At 55.5% G+C, this 18,171-nt stretch carries 15 protein-coding genes; 9 read left to right on the forward strand and 6 right to left on the reverse strand.

From position 1 onward, the window contains the following. Positions 1 to 35: 35 nt before the first annotated feature. Positions 36 to 1,775: a proline--tRNA ligase gene (locus tag KFJ24_RS04635; RefSeq protein ID WP_250829901.1), complete on the reverse strand. Its 1,740-nt coding sequence runs from the start codon at positions 1,773 to 1,775 to the stop codon at positions 36 to 38. 127 nt (positions 1,776 to 1,902) lie between these two features. Between KFJ24_RS04635 and KFJ24_RS04640 the strand changes: the two genes are divergently transcribed. Continuing rightward, on the forward strand, positions 1,903 to 2,517 hold the full coding sequence (locus KFJ24_RS04640) for a TetR/AcrR family transcriptional regulator (RefSeq protein ID WP_250829902.1): 615 nt from the start codon (positions 1,903 to 1,905) through the stop codon (positions 2,515 to 2,517). A 1-nt stretch (position 2,518) separates the two neighbouring features. On the opposite strand, the gene KFJ24_RS04645 is transcribed toward KFJ24_RS04640, so the two are convergent. Further along, positions 2,519 to 3,016 carry an Lrp/AsnC family transcriptional regulator gene (locus KFJ24_RS04645; RefSeq protein ID WP_250829903.1) on the reverse strand — a complete coding sequence of 166 codons (498 nt, stop codon included), beginning with the start codon at positions 3,014 to 3,016 and terminating at the stop codon, positions 2,519 to 2,521. 144 nt (positions 3,017 to 3,160) lie between these two features. On the opposite strand from KFJ24_RS04645, the gene leuA reads away from it, so the two are divergent. Beyond that, positions 3,161 to 4,855, forward strand: a complete 1,695-nt coding sequence (gene leuA / locus KFJ24_RS04650; protein ID WP_250829904.1) for a 2-isopropylmalate synthase — start codon at positions 3,161 to 3,163, stop codon at positions 4,853 to 4,855. A gap of 97 nt (positions 4,856 to 4,952) precedes the next feature. Here leuA and KFJ24_RS04655 read toward each other — a convergent pair whose 3' ends face one another. From KFJ24_RS04655 to xseA, 3 genes are all read right to left on the reverse strand, one after another. After that, positions 4,953 to 5,162, reverse strand: a complete 210-nt coding sequence (locus KFJ24_RS04655; protein WP_008169155.1) for a cold-shock protein — start codon at positions 5,160 to 5,162, stop codon at positions 4,953 to 4,955. A 314-nt stretch (positions 5,163 to 5,476) separates the two neighbouring features. Beyond that, a complete protein-coding gene (locus KFJ24_RS04660; protein WP_350455563.1) occupies positions 5,477 to 7,360 on the reverse strand; it encodes a propionyl-CoA synthetase in 1,884 nt (627 codons plus the stop codon). 102 nt (positions 7,361 to 7,462) lie between these two features. After that, positions 7,463 to 8,842: an exodeoxyribonuclease VII large subunit gene (gene xseA / locus KFJ24_RS04665; protein ID WP_250829906.1), complete on the reverse strand. Its 1,380-nt coding sequence runs from the start codon at positions 8,840 to 8,842 to the stop codon at positions 7,463 to 7,465. 192 nt (positions 8,843 to 9,034) lie between these two features. On the opposite strand from xseA, the gene guaB reads away from it, so the two are divergent. The 6 genes from guaB to KFJ24_RS04695 all read left to right on the forward strand — a co-directional run bounded on the left by guaB (position 9,035) and on the right by KFJ24_RS04695 (position 15,471). Next, positions 9,035 to 10,498: an IMP dehydrogenase gene (gene guaB, locus KFJ24_RS04670; RefSeq protein WP_250829907.1), complete on the forward strand. Its 1,464-nt coding sequence runs from the start codon at positions 9,035 to 9,037 to the stop codon at positions 10,496 to 10,498. Between the two features lie 63 nt (positions 10,499 to 10,561). Next, a complete protein-coding gene (gene guaA / locus KFJ24_RS04675; RefSeq protein ID WP_250829908.1) occupies positions 10,562 to 12,139 on the forward strand; it encodes a glutamine-hydrolyzing GMP synthase in 1,578 nt (525 codons plus the stop codon). A 19-nt stretch (positions 12,140 to 12,158) separates the two neighbouring features. Next, on the forward strand, positions 12,159 to 12,644 hold the full coding sequence (gene tadA, locus KFJ24_RS04680; RefSeq protein WP_250829909.1) for a tRNA adenosine(34) deaminase TadA: 486 nt from the start codon (positions 12,159 to 12,161) through the stop codon (positions 12,642 to 12,644). Between the two features lie 27 nt (positions 12,645 to 12,671). Continuing rightward, the gene (galE, locus tag KFJ24_RS04685; RefSeq protein WP_250829910.1) at positions 12,672 to 13,667 is read left to right on the forward strand and encodes a UDP-glucose 4-epimerase GalE; all 996 of its coding nucleotides are present in this window, start codon (positions 12,672 to 12,674) and stop codon (positions 13,665 to 13,667) included. Positions 13,668 to 13,699: 32 nt separating this feature from the next. Further along, a complete protein-coding gene (locus KFJ24_RS04690) occupies positions 13,700 to 15,043 on the forward strand; it encodes a UDP-glucose dehydrogenase family protein (RefSeq protein WP_250829911.1) in 1,344 nt (447 codons plus the stop codon). Between the two features lie 2 nt (positions 15,044 to 15,045). Continuing rightward, a complete protein-coding gene (locus tag KFJ24_RS04695; protein ID WP_250829912.1) occupies positions 15,046 to 15,471 on the forward strand; it encodes an HIT domain-containing protein in 426 nt (141 codons plus the stop codon). Between the two features lie 23 nt (positions 15,472 to 15,494). Here KFJ24_RS04695 and fabR read toward each other — a convergent pair whose 3' ends face one another. Next, positions 15,495 to 16,118, reverse strand: coding sequence for an HTH-type transcriptional repressor FabR (gene fabR / locus KFJ24_RS04700; protein ID WP_350455564.1), 624 nt, complete (start codon positions 16,116 to 16,118; stop codon positions 15,495 to 15,497). 230 nt (positions 16,119 to 16,348) lie between these two features. Here fabR and aspS point away from each other — a divergent pair, with 230 nt between their 5' ends. Then, positions 16,349 to 18,160, forward strand: coding sequence for an aspartate--tRNA ligase (gene aspS, locus KFJ24_RS04705; protein WP_250829914.1), 1,812 nt, complete (start codon positions 16,349 to 16,351; stop codon positions 18,158 to 18,160). The last annotated feature ends 11 nt before the right edge of the window (positions 18,161 to 18,171 follow it).

An 18,171-nucleotide genomic window follows, 5' to 3' on the forward strand; every position in this document is an offset into this window, starting at 1 on the left:
CACCAGTCAGTTGACTGCTGTTGGCCCGATCGTCTTCACAGCCCTTTGCGCGGAGACTGGTTAATCAGAAATGGCAGGGCCTCTGCGACGGGAATGTCGCGCTTGTCTTCATCACTGCGCCCCTTGTACTCCAGGGTGCCGGCACCGAGTCCGCGCTCGGAAACCACAAAGCGGTGCGGAATACCAATCAGTTCCATATCCGCAAACTTCACTCCCGGGCGCTCGTTCCGGTCATCGAGTAGCACGTCGTAACCTGCCTGACGCAGCTGTTCATAGAGCTTTTCGCCGGCTTCCGCCACAGTAGGTGACTTGTGGGCGTTCAGGGTGACGATAGCAACCTGGAACGGGGCAATGGCGTCTGGCCAGATAATGCCCTTGTCATCATGGTTCTGTTCGATGGAGGCGGCCACAATCCGGGATACCCCGACACCGTAGCAGCCCATTTCCGTCACCACGCTCTTGCCGTTTTCATCAAGTACGGTGGCATTCATGGCCCTGCTGTACTTGTTGCCGAGCTTAAAGATGTGGCCAACCTCAATGCCTCGACGGATTTCCAGAGTGCCGTTGCCATCGGGGCTTGGGTCACCTTCAACAACGTTCCGGATATCTTCTACCCGGGAAAGGGGGGCATCACGATCCCAGTTTACGCCGGTCAGGTGGTAACCATCCTTGTTGGCACCGCACACAAAGTCTGCCAGGTGAGCGGCGCTGCGGTCGACGATGACGGGTATCGTCAGACTGACCGGTCCGATTGACCCCGGCTTGCAGCCTACCGCCTTTTCGATTTCCTCATCTGTTGCCATGGTGAGGGGCTCTGCGATGCCCTGAAGATTTTCGGCCTTGATTTCGTTCAGGGTATGGTCACCCCTGAGGATCAGGGCAACGAGGCCTGCATCACTGTCTTCATCGGCCTCAGCCTCGGCCTTAACCAGGAGTGTCTTCACGGTACGGGTGGCGTTGACCCCCAGGAAATCGGAGACGGCATCAATGGTGTGCTGGTCCGGGGTAGATACCTCTTTCAACTCTTCAGCGGGTGCCGGACGGTCGCCCGCCGGCGCAACGGCCTCGGCTTTTTCGATATTCGCTGCGTAATCGCTGTCCGTACTGAAAACGATGTCGTCCTCGCCCGAGGAGGCCAGAACATGGAATTCATGGGAGGCACTGCCGCCGATGGCGCCAGAGTCGGCCTGTACCGGCCGGTAATCCAGGCCCAGTCGGTCAAAAATGGCGCAGTAGGTGCGATGCATCACCTGATAGGTTTCATTCAGGGATTCGCTGTTCAGGTGGAACGAATAGGCATCCTTCATGAGGAACTCGCGGGCACGCATAACGCCAAAGCGCGGCCTGCGCTCATCGCGGAACTTGGTCTGGATCTGGTAGAAGTTCGCAGGCAGCTCCTTGTAGCTACTCAGTTCATTCCGGACCAGATCGGTAATGACCTCCTCGTGGGTCGGGCCGAAGCAGAATTCTCGACCGTGGCGGTCTTTCATGCGAAGCAGCTCACCACCATACTCGGTCCAGCGTCCGGACTCTTCCCAGAGTTCAGCCGGCTGTACAGCCGGCATCAGCACTTCCTGGGCGCCGCTCTTATCCATCTCCTCGCGAACAATCCGTTCAACCTTGCGCAGGGTACGCAACCCCATTGGCAGCCAGGTGTAGAGTCCGGCTGCAAGCTTGCGGATCATGCCCGCACGCAGCATGAGCTGGTGGCTGATAATCTCGGCGTCTGCTGGAGTTTCTTTCTGGGTCGCAATCAGGTAACGGCTTGCTCGCATCGTGTCTTCCGTTTGGTTCAGATCAGTGTTGTTAGACTAATGGACAGGCGGCGGTTGGCCCGCCGAAGCCTTTATTTGTCGTAAAGTGGTGGTTATTGTACGGAGCCAGCATCACAAGGTACAGATGATGACCGACGAAACTATCGATGTTGCACCAAGGCGTCGCCCGGTCCAGGCGCGCAGTCGGGAAAGAGTCGACACCATTCTACGACACGCTGCAGCCATCTTTCATGAGACCGGCGTCGATGCCGCCAGTATGTCCTCCATAGCACGTGAGGCGGGCATGTCTCTGGCCTCCCTCTATCGGTATTTTCCCAATAAGGCGGCGATCGTTCATGCCATTGCCGAGCTTCATGTGGAGAAGATGGAAACAGCCCTTCGGGAGAGGCTGCCGGAGCTCAGTCTGACCGATGCAGTGGACGAATTGATAGACCAGTTTTATGAGTTCTATCGAAGCGAGCCTGCCTATTCCGCCATCTGGAGTGGTGTGGAGGCCATGCCGGAACTCAGGGATCTCGACCTCCGAGAGCTCTACAGCAATGCCCGTGAACTGGACGCGCGACTCAAAGAAGAATGTCCGCAGATTCCCGGGCATCGACGATGGACTGCCAGTCTGTTGTTGCCACGCTCAACCGGAACCATACTCCGCCTGGCAGTAACGCTTCCGGAAACCCAGGGACGCCAATTGGTTGAAGAGCTCAAGTGCATGGCGGGTGCCTATGTCCGTGAACTGATTCGCTGATTCAGGACAGATAGCCCAGGGGCAGGGCGGTACTGTCGATCACCCGGCGGAGCACGAAGCTGGAGTGCACACCACTTACTCCCTGAATCCGGGTAATGCGGTTCAGCAGAAAGTGGTGGTAATGATCCATGTCGGGCACCACAACCTTGAGCATGTAGTCCGCATCGTGGCCGGTAATCAAATAGCACTCCTGTACCTCCGGATACTCGGCGACCTGCTCCTCAAAAGCCGAGAAACGTTCGGGTGTGTGGCGGTCCATGCCAATTAAAATGATGGCGGTCAGGGAGAGACCCAGCCTCTTGTGATCGAGAATGGTCACTGTCCTGACAATAATTCCTGCTTCCTCCAGAGCCCGAACGCGCCTCAGGCATGGCGAGGGTGATAAGCCAACCTGGTCTGCCAGTTCCTGGTTGGTCAGCGATCCATCCTGTTGGATCCGCTCCAGGATTCGCCGGTCAGTTTTGTCGATTTTGACAAGGTTTTCTGATTTTTGTGTCATAAAATGCCATCAAAATATCGTATGTGAGTATATTATAGCTCATATGACCCTGATTTCAGAAAAATAGCAATCAAATGCCTGGTAAGTTGCGTTATTCTATTGGTATCGAAATAGTAATCATGGCAACCGCAAGGAATCACCCCAATGGCATTTGATCATCGCAAGTATGTTGCTTTTAAGCCTGTTGCAAAAACCGATCGTCGCTGGCCGGACAAGGTTATCGAAAAGGCACCCCTCTGGTGTGCGGTTGATCTTCGGGACGGCAACCAGGCGCTGGTCAAACCCATGTCCATTGCTCAGAAGCAGAGGATGTTTGATCTTCTGGTGAAGTTGGGCTTCAAGGAGATTGAGATCGGTTTCCCGGCGGCAAGTCAGCCGGATTTCGATTTCTGCCGGAAACTGATTGAGGAAAACCGAATCCCGGGCGATGTCAAAATTCAGGTTTTGACCCAGGCAAGGCCGGAGCTGATTGAGCGCACCTATGAGGCTCTCGCAGGGGCGGAAAGGGCGATCGTACATGTGTACAACTCGACCTCCACAGTCCAGCGCGAGCAGGTTTTTGGCCTTGATCGCGCAGGTATCACGGAAATTGCAGTCAATGGTGCCAAGGTCGTTCGGGATATTGCAGCCCGCCATCCGGAGACGGAGTGGACATTCCAATATTCCCCCGAGAGCTTCACTGGAACCGAGCTGGACTTTGCGGCTGAGGTTATTGATGCGGTCACCGAAATCTGGCGGCCGGATCTCGGTCAGCCGGTTATTATCAATCTGCCGGCGACGGTGGAGATGGCGACGCCGAATGTATTCGCTGATCAGATTGAATGGATCTGCGACAACATTCAGCGCCGTGAACACATCAGTATCAGCGTGCATACACATAACGACCGTGGTTGTGCTGTGGCTGCGGCCGAACTGGCGGTGATGGCCGGCGCTGACCGTGTCGAGGGGACATTGATGGGTAACGGTGAGCGCACCGGCAATATGGATCTGGTTACCATGGCCATGAATCTGTATTCCCAGGGCATTGACCCGACGCTGGATTTGTCTGGTATGGCGGAAATCACTGAAGTGGTTGAAGCCTGCACCGAAATTTCCACTCATCCGCGGCACCCCTATGCTGGCGAGCTGGTTTTCACCGCTTTCTCCGGTAGCCATCAGGATGCGATTCGTAAATGCCTGTCGTGTCGCCAGGAAAATGACACCTGGAATGTGGCCTATCTGCCCATTGACCCATTTGATGTCGGGCGTCGTTACGAGGAAGTGGTGCGCATCAACAGCCAGTCCGGAAAGGGCGGCGTCGCCTATGTGCTGGAGCGTGACTACAACATCAGTCTGCCACGCTGGCTGCAGATTGAATTCAGTAAGGTGGTTCAGCGAGAAGCTGAAACCAACGGGGGCGAAATCGACTCGTTGACGATCCACCGGTTATTCGAGGACCGTTATCTGGAGGTTCCCGGTGATTGGGAGCTGCGTTCCTATGATCTGCATCGTGATGAGAATGGCGTACGTGCAGATGTTTCAGTGGGTTCGATAAATGCAGTGGTGACGCTCCAGGGCTACGGGTTAGGTGCGGTTGAAGCTGTCTCCGATGCGCTGAAGCGTCGCTTTGGTATCTCGATAGCGGTTGAGGCTTATGATGAATTTGCTTTGGGCGAGGGCACCAATGCCAATGCGCTTGCCTGTATCCGTCTGACGGCTAATGGACAGCATTGCAGTGCGGCCGCGCTTGCAGAGGACACCACATCTGCAACCCTGCAGGCACTGTTTTCTGCGGTCGCTCAGGCAGTGGGCGTTAAGATGCCTGCTGAGAGCACCAGGGAAGAAGAGGTCGATGCCTGAGAGATTAAGGTAGAAGCTTGAACGAAATAAGCCGGCACGAATGCCGGCTTATTGATTATCCCATGCCCGTGAGGGGCAAAGGACGGAAGTTGTAACCTCAGACCGGGGTTACGTTTTCCGCCTGGGGACCTTTCGGGCCCTGAGTTACGGTAAACTGTACCTGCTGACCTTCGGTCAGGGTACGGAAGCCGCTTGCGTTGATTGCACTGTAGTGAACAAATACGTCACTGCCACCGTCCTGAGCGATGAAGCCAAAGCCTTTGGACTCGTTGAACCACTTCACGTGGCCGGTTTTTGTATCGGACATTTATCTTTCCTGTCTTTCTGAAATTTGCCCTCACGGGACCATCATATTCCTTGTTGGAACCATTGCTGAGAAATCCAGAGAGTACTTAGAAAGGGGCAACGAAGAGCTCTTCGGCAGGACGTTGTAGCGCATTCACCAAATACCGCTGTTTTTTCACAGCATTTTCAGTATAGACCGACTTTTGGGGGCGTCAAAGTTTTTTTAAAGGTTTGGTTTTTGGGTTTAGTGGTTTAAAAACAAGGGTTTGGGATGGGTTAAGCACGAATCCATCTGGCCCGTTAGGTGAGCCAGATGGATTTTCCCGGAGTATGAGGTCAGCCGCGGAACTGCTCGCTTATTTCTTCCAGGATAGCCGGGTCATCGATGGTGCTGGGAACCGCATATTCTTCTCCATCAGCAATCTGCCGGATGACGCGTCGCAATATCTTTCCGGAGCGGGTCTTCGGCAGGCGATCCACCACCATGGCACGACGAAAGCAGGCAATGGCTCCGATCTTGTCGCGAACCATCTCAACAAGCTCCTCCTCCAGTTCGTCATGGTCAATGGTTGCTCCGTCTTTGATAAGTACGAGACCAACCGGAATCTGGCCTTTCATGTCGTCGTGCGCCCCGACAACACAGCACTCAGCAATGGCCGGGTGAGAGGCGACGACCTCTTCCATTTCTCCGGTAGACAGGCGGTGACCCGCTACGTTGATAACATCATCGGTGCGTCCCATGACAAAGACGTAGCCATCGTCATCGATGAAGCCCCCGTCTCCACTGCTGTAAAAGCCCGGGATGGGATCCAGGTAGCTGTTCCGGAAGCGGTCATCATCGCCCCATATGGTCGTCAGGCAGCCTGGAGGTAATGGTAATTTTACCGCTATCTGTCCCTGCTCTCCGGCCGGCATCTGACTGCCGTTCATGCCTACCACCTGGACGTTATAACCGGGCGACGGCACGGTGGCGGAGCCCGGCTTTGTCGCCATCATTTCAATGCCAACCGGATTACAGCAGATTGCCCAGCCAGTCTCAGTCTGCCACCAGTGGTCAAGAATCGGGAGGTTGGTATGTTCCTTGAGCCACTCGTAGGTCGGCGGATCCAGCCGCTCGCCGGCCAGGAAGATTCGTTTAAGTGAGCTGATGTTGTAGCGCGACAGCTGGTCAGCCTCCGGGTCTTCCTTGCGTACCGCACGGAAGGCAGTCGGGGCGGTAAACAAGAGGTTCACGCCGTGATCCTGTACTACACGCCAAAAAGCACCGGAATCCGGCGTCTTCACTGGTTTGCCCTCGTAAAGGACGGTTGTGCATCCGGCAAAGAGAGGCGCATAGACAATGTAGCTGTGACCAACGACCCAGCCTACATCCGATGCTGCCCAGTAAACGTCTCCGGGATTGGCGTCGTACACCAGTTTCATGCTGTAGTTCAGAGCTACCGCATGGCCGCCGTTGTCCCGGACGACCCCTTTGGGCTTCCCGGTCGTGCCGGAGGTATAAAGGATGTACAGCGGATCCGTGGATTTTACCGGCACGGGTGCAGCGGGTTGGGCTGAGGCTACAAGATCATTCCAGTCAAAATCTCTTCCCGCTGCCATGTCGGCTGTGGCCTGAGGCCGCTGGTAAACGATACAGCTTTCGGGTTTGTGGCGGGCTTGCTCAATGGCCTTGTTAACCAGAGGCTTGTATTCGATTACACGGGCGACTTCGATGCCGCAGGATGCAGTAATGATTGCCTTGGGCTTTGCATCGTCAATCCGGACGGCAAGCTCGTGGGCCGCAAAGCCGCCAAAGACAACTGAGTGAATGGCTCCGATACGGGCGCAGCCCAACATGGCGATGGCCGCTTCCGGGATCATCGGCATGTAAATAATGACCCGATCCCCTTTGGTGATACCCCGGTCCTTGAGAGCGCCAGCAAAAAGGGCGACTGCGTCGGTGAGCTCCTGGTATGTGTAGGAGCGTTTGGTGTTGGTTACGGGGGAATCGTAAATCAGGGCTGTCTGGTCACCCCGGCCGGCACGAATGTTGGCATCAAGTGCGACATCGGAACTGTTCAGAACTCCGTCAGGAAACCACTGGCCATGGCCATTATCCGTTGGCTGCCAGATGGTTTTCGGTGGCTCGAACCAGTCAATTTGTTCCGCCTGTTCACGCCAAAAGGTATCCGGTTGGTCAATCGACCGCCGGAATTCTGAGTGGTAGTCCATATATTCCACCTCATTGTGCCTGTTGTTGTTTTATTGCCTTTCCGCACAACTTTAGGCCGTTTGAAATCATGGACTAGTAGACCATTGGCTTAGTCAGGCCACATTTGAACGCTAATTTTTAGCGGAATTGATGGATGTCACCTCCGCCATGATCTCTCCCTCGGCGACGCGTGCGCTGATACGGTCGCCCGTTGCGAGAGTCAGTGCGTCACGAACGATGGCTCCCTCCCCATCCCGGACGATAGCGTATCCACGACCCAGCGTGGCAAGGGGGCTGACCAGGTGAAGCGTTTGCGCAATATACTCGTAGTGATCCCGCCGCTGCTTCAGGCGCTGGCGAATGGCAGCGCCCAATCGTTCTTCAATCCGAGCCAGGCTCTCCCTGTTGCTGGTCAGCTGTCTGGCAGGAGACTGCATGGCCAGGCGCTGGATGAGATGTTCGCTACGCACAGTAACGCGGTCTAGCCGCTGGCGCATGGCTTTGCCGAGCCGCAAGTCCAGCTCGTCCATGCGCTGCGCTTTTTCTTGTAGCTCACGCCGGGGGTCCCTCAGGCGCGCACTGAAATGTTCAAGTTGGGTGCCAAACCTCGTCAGGGCTCGCCGGGCAGCGTTGGTAAGTCGAAGTTCCCGTTCCGCAATCTGCCGTAGCCAGTTTTGCTGATCCGGGGATATCTTTTCTGCAGCGGCCGAGGGTGTTGGCGCTCGTAGGTCAGCGACGAAATCGGCGATAGTGACGTCCACCTCATGACCAACAGCGCTGACCGTGGGAATCCTGCAATTGGCGATTGCTCGTGCTACGGCTTCTTCGTTGAAGCACCAGAGGTCCTCCAGGGAACCGCCCCCCCGGCCAACAATCAGAACGTCAGCCGCACCATGCGCCTGGGCTCTCTCGATAGCCTGCACGATATCGGCAGTCGCGGCCTTGCCCTGCACGGCCGTTGGGTAAACAGTGACCGGTATCGCCGGGCAGCGACGGGCAAGAACGGTAAGGATATCGTGGATGGCGGCGCCTGTCGGGGATGTGACCACGCCGATGTGTGCTGGAACAGCTGGAATTGGTTTCTTGCGCGAGGTGTCAAAAAGGCCTTCGGTCTGCAGTTTGCGTTTCAGTTCCTCAAAAGCCTGCTGCAGCTGGCCAAGGCCGGCCGGCTCGATGTGCTCAACGATAATCTGGAAATCGCCGCGGTTCTCATAGAGAGTCACTTTACCGCGAATACGGATCTGATCGCCTTCCTTCGGTATGGTGCGTAAGCGCTGATTAAACCCCTTGAACATGGCGCAGCGTATCTGGCACTTGCGGTCCTTCAGCGAGAAATACCAGTGGCCGGATGATGGGCGCGAGAAGCCGGACAGTTCACCTTCCACCCACACCTGCATAAAGCTGGACTCAAGCAGGTGCCTGGCCTGATGATTCAGCTCGCTGACGCTCAGTGCGCGGGGTCTGGTATCCTGAAATACAGCCGTCGGGGAGGGTTTTTCGTGGTCATCCATACGCAAAAGCCGAAAAGTGGAAGGGTAAAAATACCGAAAATTCATGAAGATGCAATGAGGCCTTCAGAAAGGCGCGGTTTACTGTCCCCGAGCGCCCCTTTATAATAGGTCGATTAAGGATTTTGCTCTGCTGTGCCACCGCGGGTGCAGCACGGAAACTCCCAATTTAGCACGATCAAAAGGCGGATCCCAATGCTGCGAATTGCCGAAGAAGCCCTGACATTTGATGATGTTCTGCTGGTCCCCGGATATTCCGAAGTTCTTCCTCACGAGGTCAGTCTGCAGACGCAGTTGACCAAGGGCATTACTCTGAATATTCCTCTCATATCCTCTGCGATGGATACCGTCACTGATGTGGAGCTGGCGATTGCCATGGCGCAGGAGGGCGGCGTCGGTATCATGCACAAGAACATGACCGTTGAGCAACAGGCGGCGGCTGTTCGCAAGGTCAAGAAGTTCGAAAGCGGTGTGGTGAAGGATCCTATCACGGTAACGCCTGGCACCACTGTACGGGAACTGGTTGACATTACCCTGGCGAACAACATTTCCGGTCTGCCGGTGGTTGATGGCCATGATCTTGTGGGTATTGTTACCGGTCGTGATATCCGGTTTGAGAGCCGTATGGATACGCCGGTTAGTGAGATCATGACCCCGAAGGAAAAGCTGGTTACTGTCAAGGAAGGCGCCAGTCTGGAGGACGTAAAGGAACTCCTGCATCGTCACCGTATCGAGAAGGTTCTGGTTGTAAACGACCATTTTGAATTGCGCGGCCTGATCACGGTAAAGGATATCCAGAAGGCCAAGGATTATCCGTTGGCGTGCAAGGACGACCAGGGCCGCCTGCGCGTAGGTGCCGCTGTGAGTACCGGCGGTGATACCGAAGCCCGTATTACCGCGCTGGCTGAAGCCGGAGTGGATGTGATCGTGGTGGATACTGCCCACGGGCATTCCAAAGGCGTGATTGATCGTGTGCGCTGGGTAAAGCAGAACTTCCCGGAGGTTCAGGTTATCGGCGGCAACATCGCCACCACCCAGGCAGCCATCGCTCTGGCTGATGCTGGAGCAGATGCAGTCAAGGTCGGTATTGGTCCTGGCTCTATTTGTACCACACGGATCGTTGCTGGCATCGGCGTGCCGCAGATCTCCGCAGTATCCAATGTTGCATCCGCCCTGAAGGATCGAGGTGTTCCCTTGATTGCTGATGGTGGTGTGCGGTTCTCTGGCGATATCTCCAAAGCCATTGCCGCGGGTGCTCATTGCGTGATGATTGGCAGCCTGCTGGCCGGTACTGATGAGGCGCCGGGCGAGGTTGAGCTGTTCCAGGGACGCAGTTACAAGGCATACCGTGGAATGGGATCGATTGGTGCCATGGGGCAGGGATCCAGCGACCGTTATTTCCAGGACGCCAGCAAGGGTATTGAAAAGCTCGTTCCGGAGGGCATTGAGGGTCGCGTGGCCTGTAAAGGTCCGATGCGGAATATTGTTCACCAGCTGATGGGTGGTTTGAGGGCCTCCATGGGCTACACCGGCAGCGCCACCATGGAAGAGATGCGGACTAAACCCGAGTTTGTTCGTATTACCGGTGCCGGTATGCGTGAGAGTCACGCTCATGATGTGACGATCACCAAGGAAGCGCCCAACTACCGTATCGGCTGATTATCGCCTTATCTGAACGCGGCCCAACAACTGGGCCGCGTTGTTTTTTGATCCGAGGACTCCATGCCCCAGAACATCCACGACCACCGTATCCTGATTCTCGATTTCGGTTCCCAGTACACCCAGCTTATTGCTCGACGGGTGAGGGAAATTGGCGTCTTTTGTGAGATCAGGGCGTTCGATATTACCGCCGAAGAGCTTGATGAATTCAATCCGAAAGGCATCGTCCTTGCGGGTGGCCCCGAGTCTGTCACGGAACTGGGAGGGCCACGGGCTCCAGAGGGCCTGTTTGACCGGGGCATTCCGGTGCTGGGTATCTGCTATGGCATGCAGACCATGGCAGAGCAGCTTGGTGGTCGGGTAGCCAGTTCCGAGAAGCGTGAATTTGGCTATGCGCAGATAAAGGTGCGTGCTGACGGTCCACTGCTTCGCGATATCACCGACCATCTGACCGCGACAGGGGATTCTCTTCTGGATGTCTGGATGAGTCACGGTGACAAGGTGGTGGTCATGCCCGAAGGCTTTGAACTGCTGGCTTCCACCGAGAGCGCCCCTGTTGCGGCGATGCAGGATCTGAGCCGTAACCTCTACGGCGTACAGTTTCATCCGGAGGTAACCCATACCTTGCAGGGCAAGCGAATTCTGGAGCACTTCGTCCTGAATATCTGCAACTGTGAGGCACTCTGGACTCCGGCCAAAATCGTAAATGATGCCGTTCGCCAGATTCGTGAGCAGGTGGGTAGTGACAAGGTCTTGCTGGGGCTTTCCGGCGGTGTCGATTCCTCCGTGACTGCTGCATTGCTGCACAAGGCGATTGGTGAGCAGCTGACTTGCGTGTTCGTGGACAATGGCCTGTTGCGCCTCCACGAAGGCGATCAGGTCATGGACATGTTCGCCAGCAACATGGGTGTGAAGGTTATCCGTGTGGATGCGGAAGACCTGTTCCTGTCAAAACTCAAAGGTGTTGACGACCCCGAGCAGAAGCGAAAGATCATCGGCAACACGTTTATCGACGTCTTCGATGATGAGGCCGCGAACATCAAGGATGTGAACTGGCTGGCGCAGGGCACGATTTATCCGGACGTCATTGAATCCGCAGCATCCAAAACCGGTAAGGCGCATGTCATAAAATCCCACCACAATGTTGGTGGCTTGCCGGAAACCATGAAGATGAAGCTCGTGGAGCCACTGCGAGAACTCTTCAAGGACGAAGTGCGCAAGATCGGTCTCGAGCTCGGCCTGCCGTACGACATGGTCTACCGCCATCCATTCCCCGGGCCGGGTCTTGGGGTGCGGATTCTGGGCGAAGTGAAGAAAGAATACGCCGACATCCTGCGCCGGGCTGACGCGATTTTCCTGGAAGAACTCCACAGGGCGGATTTTTACCACAAAACCAGTCAGGCGTTTGCGGTGTTCCTGCCGGTGAAATCCGTTGGTGTGGTAGGGGATGCCCGCCGCTACGAATACGTGGTGGCCCTCCGTGCTGTTGAAACCATCGATTTCATGACCGCCCGTTGGGCGCATCTGCCCTACGATCTCCTTGAAACCGTTTCCAACCGGATTATCAACGAGATCACCGGGGTTTCCCGGGTCACATACGACGTCTCATCCAAACCGCCCGCGACCATCGAGTGGGAATAATCAGACGCTGACAGATCCGATGTCTCATCATGATGCACGCGACGAATACTGGATGGGCCGGGCGCTTGAACTGGCGGCTCAGGCTGCCAGCATCGGAGAGGTTCCTGTCGGAGCATTGGTGGTTCTTGGTGACCGGGAGATTGGCGCCGGTTTTAATGCCCCGATTACCGGTTGCGACCCTACAGCACATGCGGAAATTCGGGCGCTCAGGGATGCAGCGGCGCGCGTGGGCAATTACCGTTTGTCCGGCGCGACTCTTTATGTAACGCTCGAGCCCTGTACCATGTGTGTTGGAGCAATAGTGCACAGTCGCATAAGTCGGTTGGTTTACGGTGCCGCTGAGCCAAAAGCCGGGGCCGTAGAGTCTGCCCGGCGCACTCTGGAAGAGCCTCACCTTAATTGGGAGGTGGCAGCCGCTTCCGGCATACTCCAGAATCAGTGTAGCCAGATAATAAGCGACTTTTTCAGCCGGCGACGGGAAGAAATACGTCGTCAGCGTAAGTAATAATCAGGGAAGGAGTGGTCCTCGGTCATGAAAGTACTCGTTACCGGCGGAGCCGGGTATATTGGCAGTCACGTTGTGCGCCAGCTCGGCGAGGCGGGCCATGATATTGTGGTGTTTGATAACCTCTCGACCGGGTATCGCTGGGCAGTTACAGCCGGCGAGCTGATAGTTGGCGATCTGGCCGATGAAGCTGCCATCGATGACCTGTTTTCAAATCACGAGTTCGAGGCCGTCCTTCATTTCGCGGCCAATATCGTAGTGCCGGAATCAGTCGAAAATCCTCTGAAGTATTACAGCAACAACACCCGCAATACCCTGAACCTGCTCAAGGCTGTTGAGAAATACCGGATTCCCTATATGGTGTTTTCCTCAACCGCGGCGGTTTACGGTATGCCAGAGCAAACCGTGTTAACCGAAGATCTCCCGCTTGCGCCGATCAACCCTTACGGTGCTTCCAAAATGATGAGTGAGCGGATGATCATGGATCTCGCCGAAGCCTCGGATCTGAATTACGTCATACTTCGCTATTTCAACGTCGCCGGCGCCAATCCTGATGGTCTGCTGGGCCAGGCAACTCCGGAAGCAACGCATCTTCTCAAGGTTGCCTGCGAATGCGTTACTGGTCAGCGGGAGGGTATGAGTGTGTTCGGCACCGATTATGATACCCGCGACGGTACCTGTATTCGTGATTATATCCATGTGGAAGATCTGGCCAAGGCGCATGTGATGGCACTGGATTACATGTCCCGAGGTGGGGATTCCCGGGTGTTGAACTGTGGTTATGGGCGTGGCTTCACCGTCCGGGAAGTGATTGATGTGGTGAAAAGGCAGTCCGGTATTGATTTCCCGGTGACCGAAACCGGACGCCGGGCGGGGGATCCGGCAGCCTTGATGGCGGACAACTCCCGGATTCAGGCTACTCTTGGCTGGGAGCCGGATTTTGACAATCTGGACACCATTGTCGGGACCGCTCTTGCCTGGGAAAAAATCTGGCAGAAGAAGAAAGCTGCGCGCACAAACTGAACTTAATTTTTGTTTTGGTCGGGATTTAACGGATGAAGATAACGATTTTTGGCACCGGATATGTTGGCCTCGTAACAGGCGCGTGTCTCGCAGATGTAGGCCATCATGTGCTCTGCATGGATGTTGATCAGGTAAAAATTGAGAAACTGAAGAACGGACAGATACCGATCTACGAGCCAGGGCTCGATAATATTGTCAGACACACAGTTGAGGCGGGCAGGCTGTCGTTTACCAATGACACCGAAGAGGCTGTCGCGCACGGTACCCTGCAGTTTATTGCCGTAGGCACACCTCCTGATGAGGACGGATCTGCGGATCTTCAGTATGTGACTGCCGTTGCGAAGTCCATCGGTAAGTATATGGACGATTACAAGGTGGTGGTCGATAAGTCCACTGTCCCTGTCGGAACTGGCGACAAAGTTAAAGCGGCCGTCCGGGCACAGCTTGACAGTCGTGGCCTTGAGTGGGAATTCGATGTGGTATCGAACCCTGAGTTCCTGAAAGAAGGCGCCGCGATCAACGATTTCATGAAGCCGGATCGCATTATCGTTGGTACTGACAGTGAAAAGGCGGCGGAACTTCTCAGGGAAGTCTACTACCCGTTTAACCGTTCCCATGATCGCATGATTTTTATGGATGTGCGGTCCGCCGAGCTCACCAAATACGCCGCAAATTCCATGCTGGCGACCAAAATCAGTTTCATGAATGAAATTGCAAACTTGTCGGAGCGCCTGGGTGCCGACATTGAAGCAGTACGTCGTGGCATTGGCTCAGATCCCCGGATTGGCTACCACTTTATTTATCCGGGCTGTGGTTATGGTGGCTCATGTTTCCCGAAAGATGTTCAGGCACTGGCCCGGACAGCCCGGGACTGCGATTACGACGCTCCCCTGTTGAATGCTGTAGAAACTGTTAACTACGCCCAGAAGCACGTGCTTTTCGACAAGGTCAGCCATTATTTCAGGGGCAGCCTGAAAGGTAAGGTCGTGGCCCTGTGGGGACTGGCGTTCAAACCAAATACCGATGATATGCGTGAAGCATCCTCCCGCACGCTTATGGAGGACCTCTGGAGAGCCGGTGCTGTCGTTCAGGCTTTTGACCCGGAAGCCATGGAAGAAACCCAGCGTATTTATGGCGATCAGGAAGGGCTGGCTCTGTGCGGCACGAAGGAGCAAGCTCTGAAAGGTGCAGATGTTTTGGTGATTTGCACCGAATGGAAAGAGTTCCGCTCCCCGGATTTTGATGTGATTGCTTCTGCGCTGAAAGAGCCGGTCGTGTTTGATGGCCGAAACCTTTACGAACCTGAAATGCTCGATCGCTATGGTCTGATTTATTACGCCATTGGTCGTGGCAGAAACCAGTTCCATTCGGAGTAAGTATGAGCGAGGTTCGGGAGTTTCAGCTTCACGATCGACTGGCGGCTGACACTATCGATCTCGGCTCGTCCCGGTTGTGCGAAATCCGGTTAATGAATGAACGGACCTGGCCCTGGGTGGTTCTGGTGCCTGCGGTTGCAGGTATCAGGGAGATCTATGAGCTTAGCGGTGAGCAGCAGCAACGCTTGATGGAAGAGTCTTCTGCTTTAAGCCGCGGTATGATGGAGCTGTTTTCTGGCGATAAAATGAACGTGGCCGCACTCGGTAACATGGTGCCTCAACTTCATTTGCATCATATTGTTCGCTTTGAAGGCGATCCCGCATGGCCAGGGCCTGTGTGGGGAAAGCAGCATCCGGTACCTTACGCCGATGACGAGCTTGCCACTATCAGGCAGTCCCTCGCGCCTGTCCTGTCATTGCTGAAGTGAGGCTTGGGCAAGTCGGGCCGGAGTTAGCCTCTGGTTGTGCGCCTGGCCATGCTCTGCGCACCCATAAGAATCATACGCAGTTCGGTTTTCAGCTTGACCTTTAGGTCTTCCCGTTCTTTCGGCGCTGCATCCAGGGCTTCGGCACCCTGATTGAAAACCAGCGTCACCATGGCTTCGGCAACGAGTCTGGAGTCTGAGAGGGGTTTCCCCTGTTCCTCTGCAAACCTGTGAAGGTCATCGGCCAGCTCGGTCGCAAAATGATCAATTTCCGCTTTGATGGCTGTCCGGAAGGGCTTGGATACGCCGGTGCGCTCCCGAAGCATCAACCGGAACAGGTTGGCGTTATTGCCGAGGTACTCCATGAAGGTCTCCACCGATGTGGATATGGCGCTACCGTCACGGGCAATACGTTTTCGCGCGTGGCGCATCAACTGGCGTAACGCGACACCGCCTTCGTCAACCAGGGCAAGGCCCAGTTCGTCCAGTTCGGAAAAGTGACGATAGAACGAGGTGGGAGCAATACCCGCTTCGCGCGCAACTTCCCGAAGGCTGAGGCTTCCAAAACCGCGATCGGCGCTGAGTTGCGAAAGGGCGGCATCCATCAGGGCTCTCCGGGTTCGGAGTTTTTGCTCGGCTCTGGACGACAAGGTGAGGCTCCATATGCTGCGTGAATCGTGCATTCTAGCCGTCTGTTGTGAGGGAGTCATCTGGCGACGGGTTTCAGCGAGAATCACGCCTGATTTTCAATTCCATTGTGTTTATAATGGGCGGCTTTTCCAGTATGGTCGCGACGATATTCTTGCGGGCCACATTTGAGTAGCCATGCCCGCCTACTTGGCCAGACATTACGCACACATCAGAAACAACGGGAACCGGTATGCGCAGTCATTATTGCGGTGGGATCAACGAATCCCACATTGATCAGGAAGTCACACTTTGCGGATGGGTACACCGCCGCCGTGACCATGGTGGTGTCATTTTCCTTGATCTGCGGGATCGGGATGGCATATCGCAGGTGGTTGTCGACCCTGACACCCCGGAAAGCTTTGCCCTTGCAGAGAAAGTTCGCAGCGAATTTGTTATCAGGGTAACCGGCCGGGTTCGTCGTCGCCCTGCGGGGACCGAGAACAACAATATGCCCACCGGGCAGGTGGAACTTCTGGGCAAGGAAGTGAATATCCTGAACACGGCAGCGACGCCACCGTTCCCTCTGGATGAGCACGTTGATGTGGGCGAAGATGTGCGCCTGCGCTACCGTTTTGTTGATCTGCGTCGTCCGGAAATGATCAATCGCCTGCGTTTCCGCTCACGCGTTACCAGTTACATCCGTAACTACCTGGACAGCAACGGTTTCATGGACGTGGAAACGCCCATCCTGACCCGTGCCACTCCCGAGGGTGCGCGTGACTACCTTGTTCCCAGTCGTACCCATGAGGGCTCTTTCTTTGCCCTGCCGCAGTCGCCCCAGTTGTTCAAGCAGCTACTGATGGTTTCCGGCGTGGACCGTTATTACCAGATTGCCAAGTGCTTCCGTGATGAAGATCTGCGTGCCGATCGCCAGCCCGAGTTTACCCAGGTGGATATCGAGGCGTCGTTCATCGACGAAGAGACGTTGATGGGGCTGAACGAAGATATGATTCGTTCCCTGTTCAAGGATGTGCTTGACGTTGAACTGCCGACATTCCCGCGCATGCCGCACTCCGAAGCCATGCAGCGTTTTGGTAGCGACAAGCCGGACCTGCGTATCCCGCTTGAGCTGATTGATGTGGCAGATCTGGTTGAAAGTGTGGATTTCAAGGTCTTCGCAGGCCCTGCCAAGGACCCCAAGGGTCGTGTTGCAGCGTTGCGAGTGCCGAAGGGTGGTGAACTCACACGCAAGCAGATTGATGATTACACGAAGTTTGTTGGAATCTACGGCGCCAAAGGGCTCGCCTATATCAAGGTCAACGACCTGTCCAAAGGTGTTGAGGGGCTGCAGTCACCAATTATCAAGTTCCTGGGTGACAACGTGGCTCAGGGCATCATGGAGCGGGTTGGTGCCGAAGATGGCGACATCGTGTTCTTCGGTGCTGACAAGACCACCGTGGTGAATGAGGCTCTGGGGGCACTGCGCATCAAGGTTGGCCACGATCTGGACATGCTGACATGCGAGTGGGCGCCGCTTTGGGTTGTGGACTTTCCGATGTTCGAGGAACTGCCGGACGGAGGCCTCACTGCGATTCACCATCCGTTCACTGCGCCGTCCTGCAGTGCAGAAGAGCTTGCCGCGAACCCGGCTACTGCTCTGTCCCGGGCTTATGACATGGTCCTCAACGGCACTGAGCTGGGCGGTGGATCCATCCGTATTCACAACGAAAAAATGCAGGAAGCGGTATTCCGTATTCTCGGAATTGGCGAGGAAGAAGCCCGTGCCAAATTTGGCTTCCTGCTGGACGCTCTGAAATTCGGTTGTCCGCCCCATGGCGGTCTGGCCTTTGGTCTGGATCGTTTGGTCATGTTGATGACCGGAGCTTCGTCCATTCGTGACGTCATTGCTTTCCCGAAGACCCAGAGCGCCACCTGTCTGATGACTCAGGCGCCGGGCGAAGTGGATGACAAGCAATTGCGGGAGCTGCATATTCGCCGGAGAAAATCCACCAAAGCCGTGGAAGGCAACAAGGCCGAAAGCGAAGACGCAAAGAGCGAGTAAATTCATCAGGC

Origin of the sequence: Marinobacter sediminum (assembly GCF_023657445.1) — a bacterium.
GTDB lineage: Bacteria > Pseudomonadota > Gammaproteobacteria > Pseudomonadales > Oleiphilaceae > Marinobacter > Marinobacter sediminum_A.

Bases quoted from the DNA above. Each gene is read 5' to 3' on its own strand.
- KFJ24_RS04635 (WP_250829901.1), bottom strand. From the start codon at position 1,775: ATGCGAGCAAGCCGTTACCTGATTGCGACCCAGAAAGAAACTCCAGCA.
- KFJ24_RS04640 (WP_250829902.1), top strand. From the start codon at position 1,903: ATGACCGACGAAACTATCGATGTTGCACCAAGGCGTCGCCCGGTCCAG.
- KFJ24_RS04645 (WP_250829903.1), bottom strand. From the start codon at position 3,016: ATGACACAAAAATCAGAAAACCTTGTCAAAATCGACAAAACTGACCGG.
- leuA (WP_250829904.1), top strand. From the start codon at position 3,161: ATGGCATTTGATCATCGCAAGTATGTTGCTTTTAAGCCTGTTGCAAAA.
- KFJ24_RS04655 (WP_008169155.1), bottom strand. From the start codon at position 5,162: ATGTCCGATACAAAAACCGGCCACGTGAAGTGGTTCAACGAGTCCAAA.
- xseA (WP_250829906.1), bottom strand. From the start codon at position 8,842: ATGGATGACCACGAAAAACCCTCCCCGACGGCTGTATTTCAGGATACC.
- guaB (WP_250829907.1), top strand. From the start codon at position 9,035: ATGCTGCGAATTGCCGAAGAAGCCCTGACATTTGATGATGTTCTGCTG.
- guaA (WP_250829908.1), top strand. From the start codon at position 10,562: ATGCCCCAGAACATCCACGACCACCGTATCCTGATTCTCGATTTCGGT.
- tadA (WP_250829909.1), top strand. From the start codon at position 12,159: ATGTCTCATCATGATGCACGCGACGAATACTGGATGGGCCGGGCGCTT.
- galE (WP_250829910.1), top strand. From the start codon at position 12,672: ATGAAAGTACTCGTTACCGGCGGAGCCGGGTATATTGGCAGTCACGTT.
- KFJ24_RS04690 (WP_250829911.1), top strand. From the start codon at position 13,700: ATGAAGATAACGATTTTTGGCACCGGATATGTTGGCCTCGTAACAGGC.
- KFJ24_RS04695 (WP_250829912.1), top strand. From the start codon at position 15,046: ATGAGCGAGGTTCGGGAGTTTCAGCTTCACGATCGACTGGCGGCTGAC.
- aspS (WP_250829914.1), top strand. From the start codon at position 16,349: ATGCGCAGTCATTATTGCGGTGGGATCAACGAATCCCACATTGATCAG.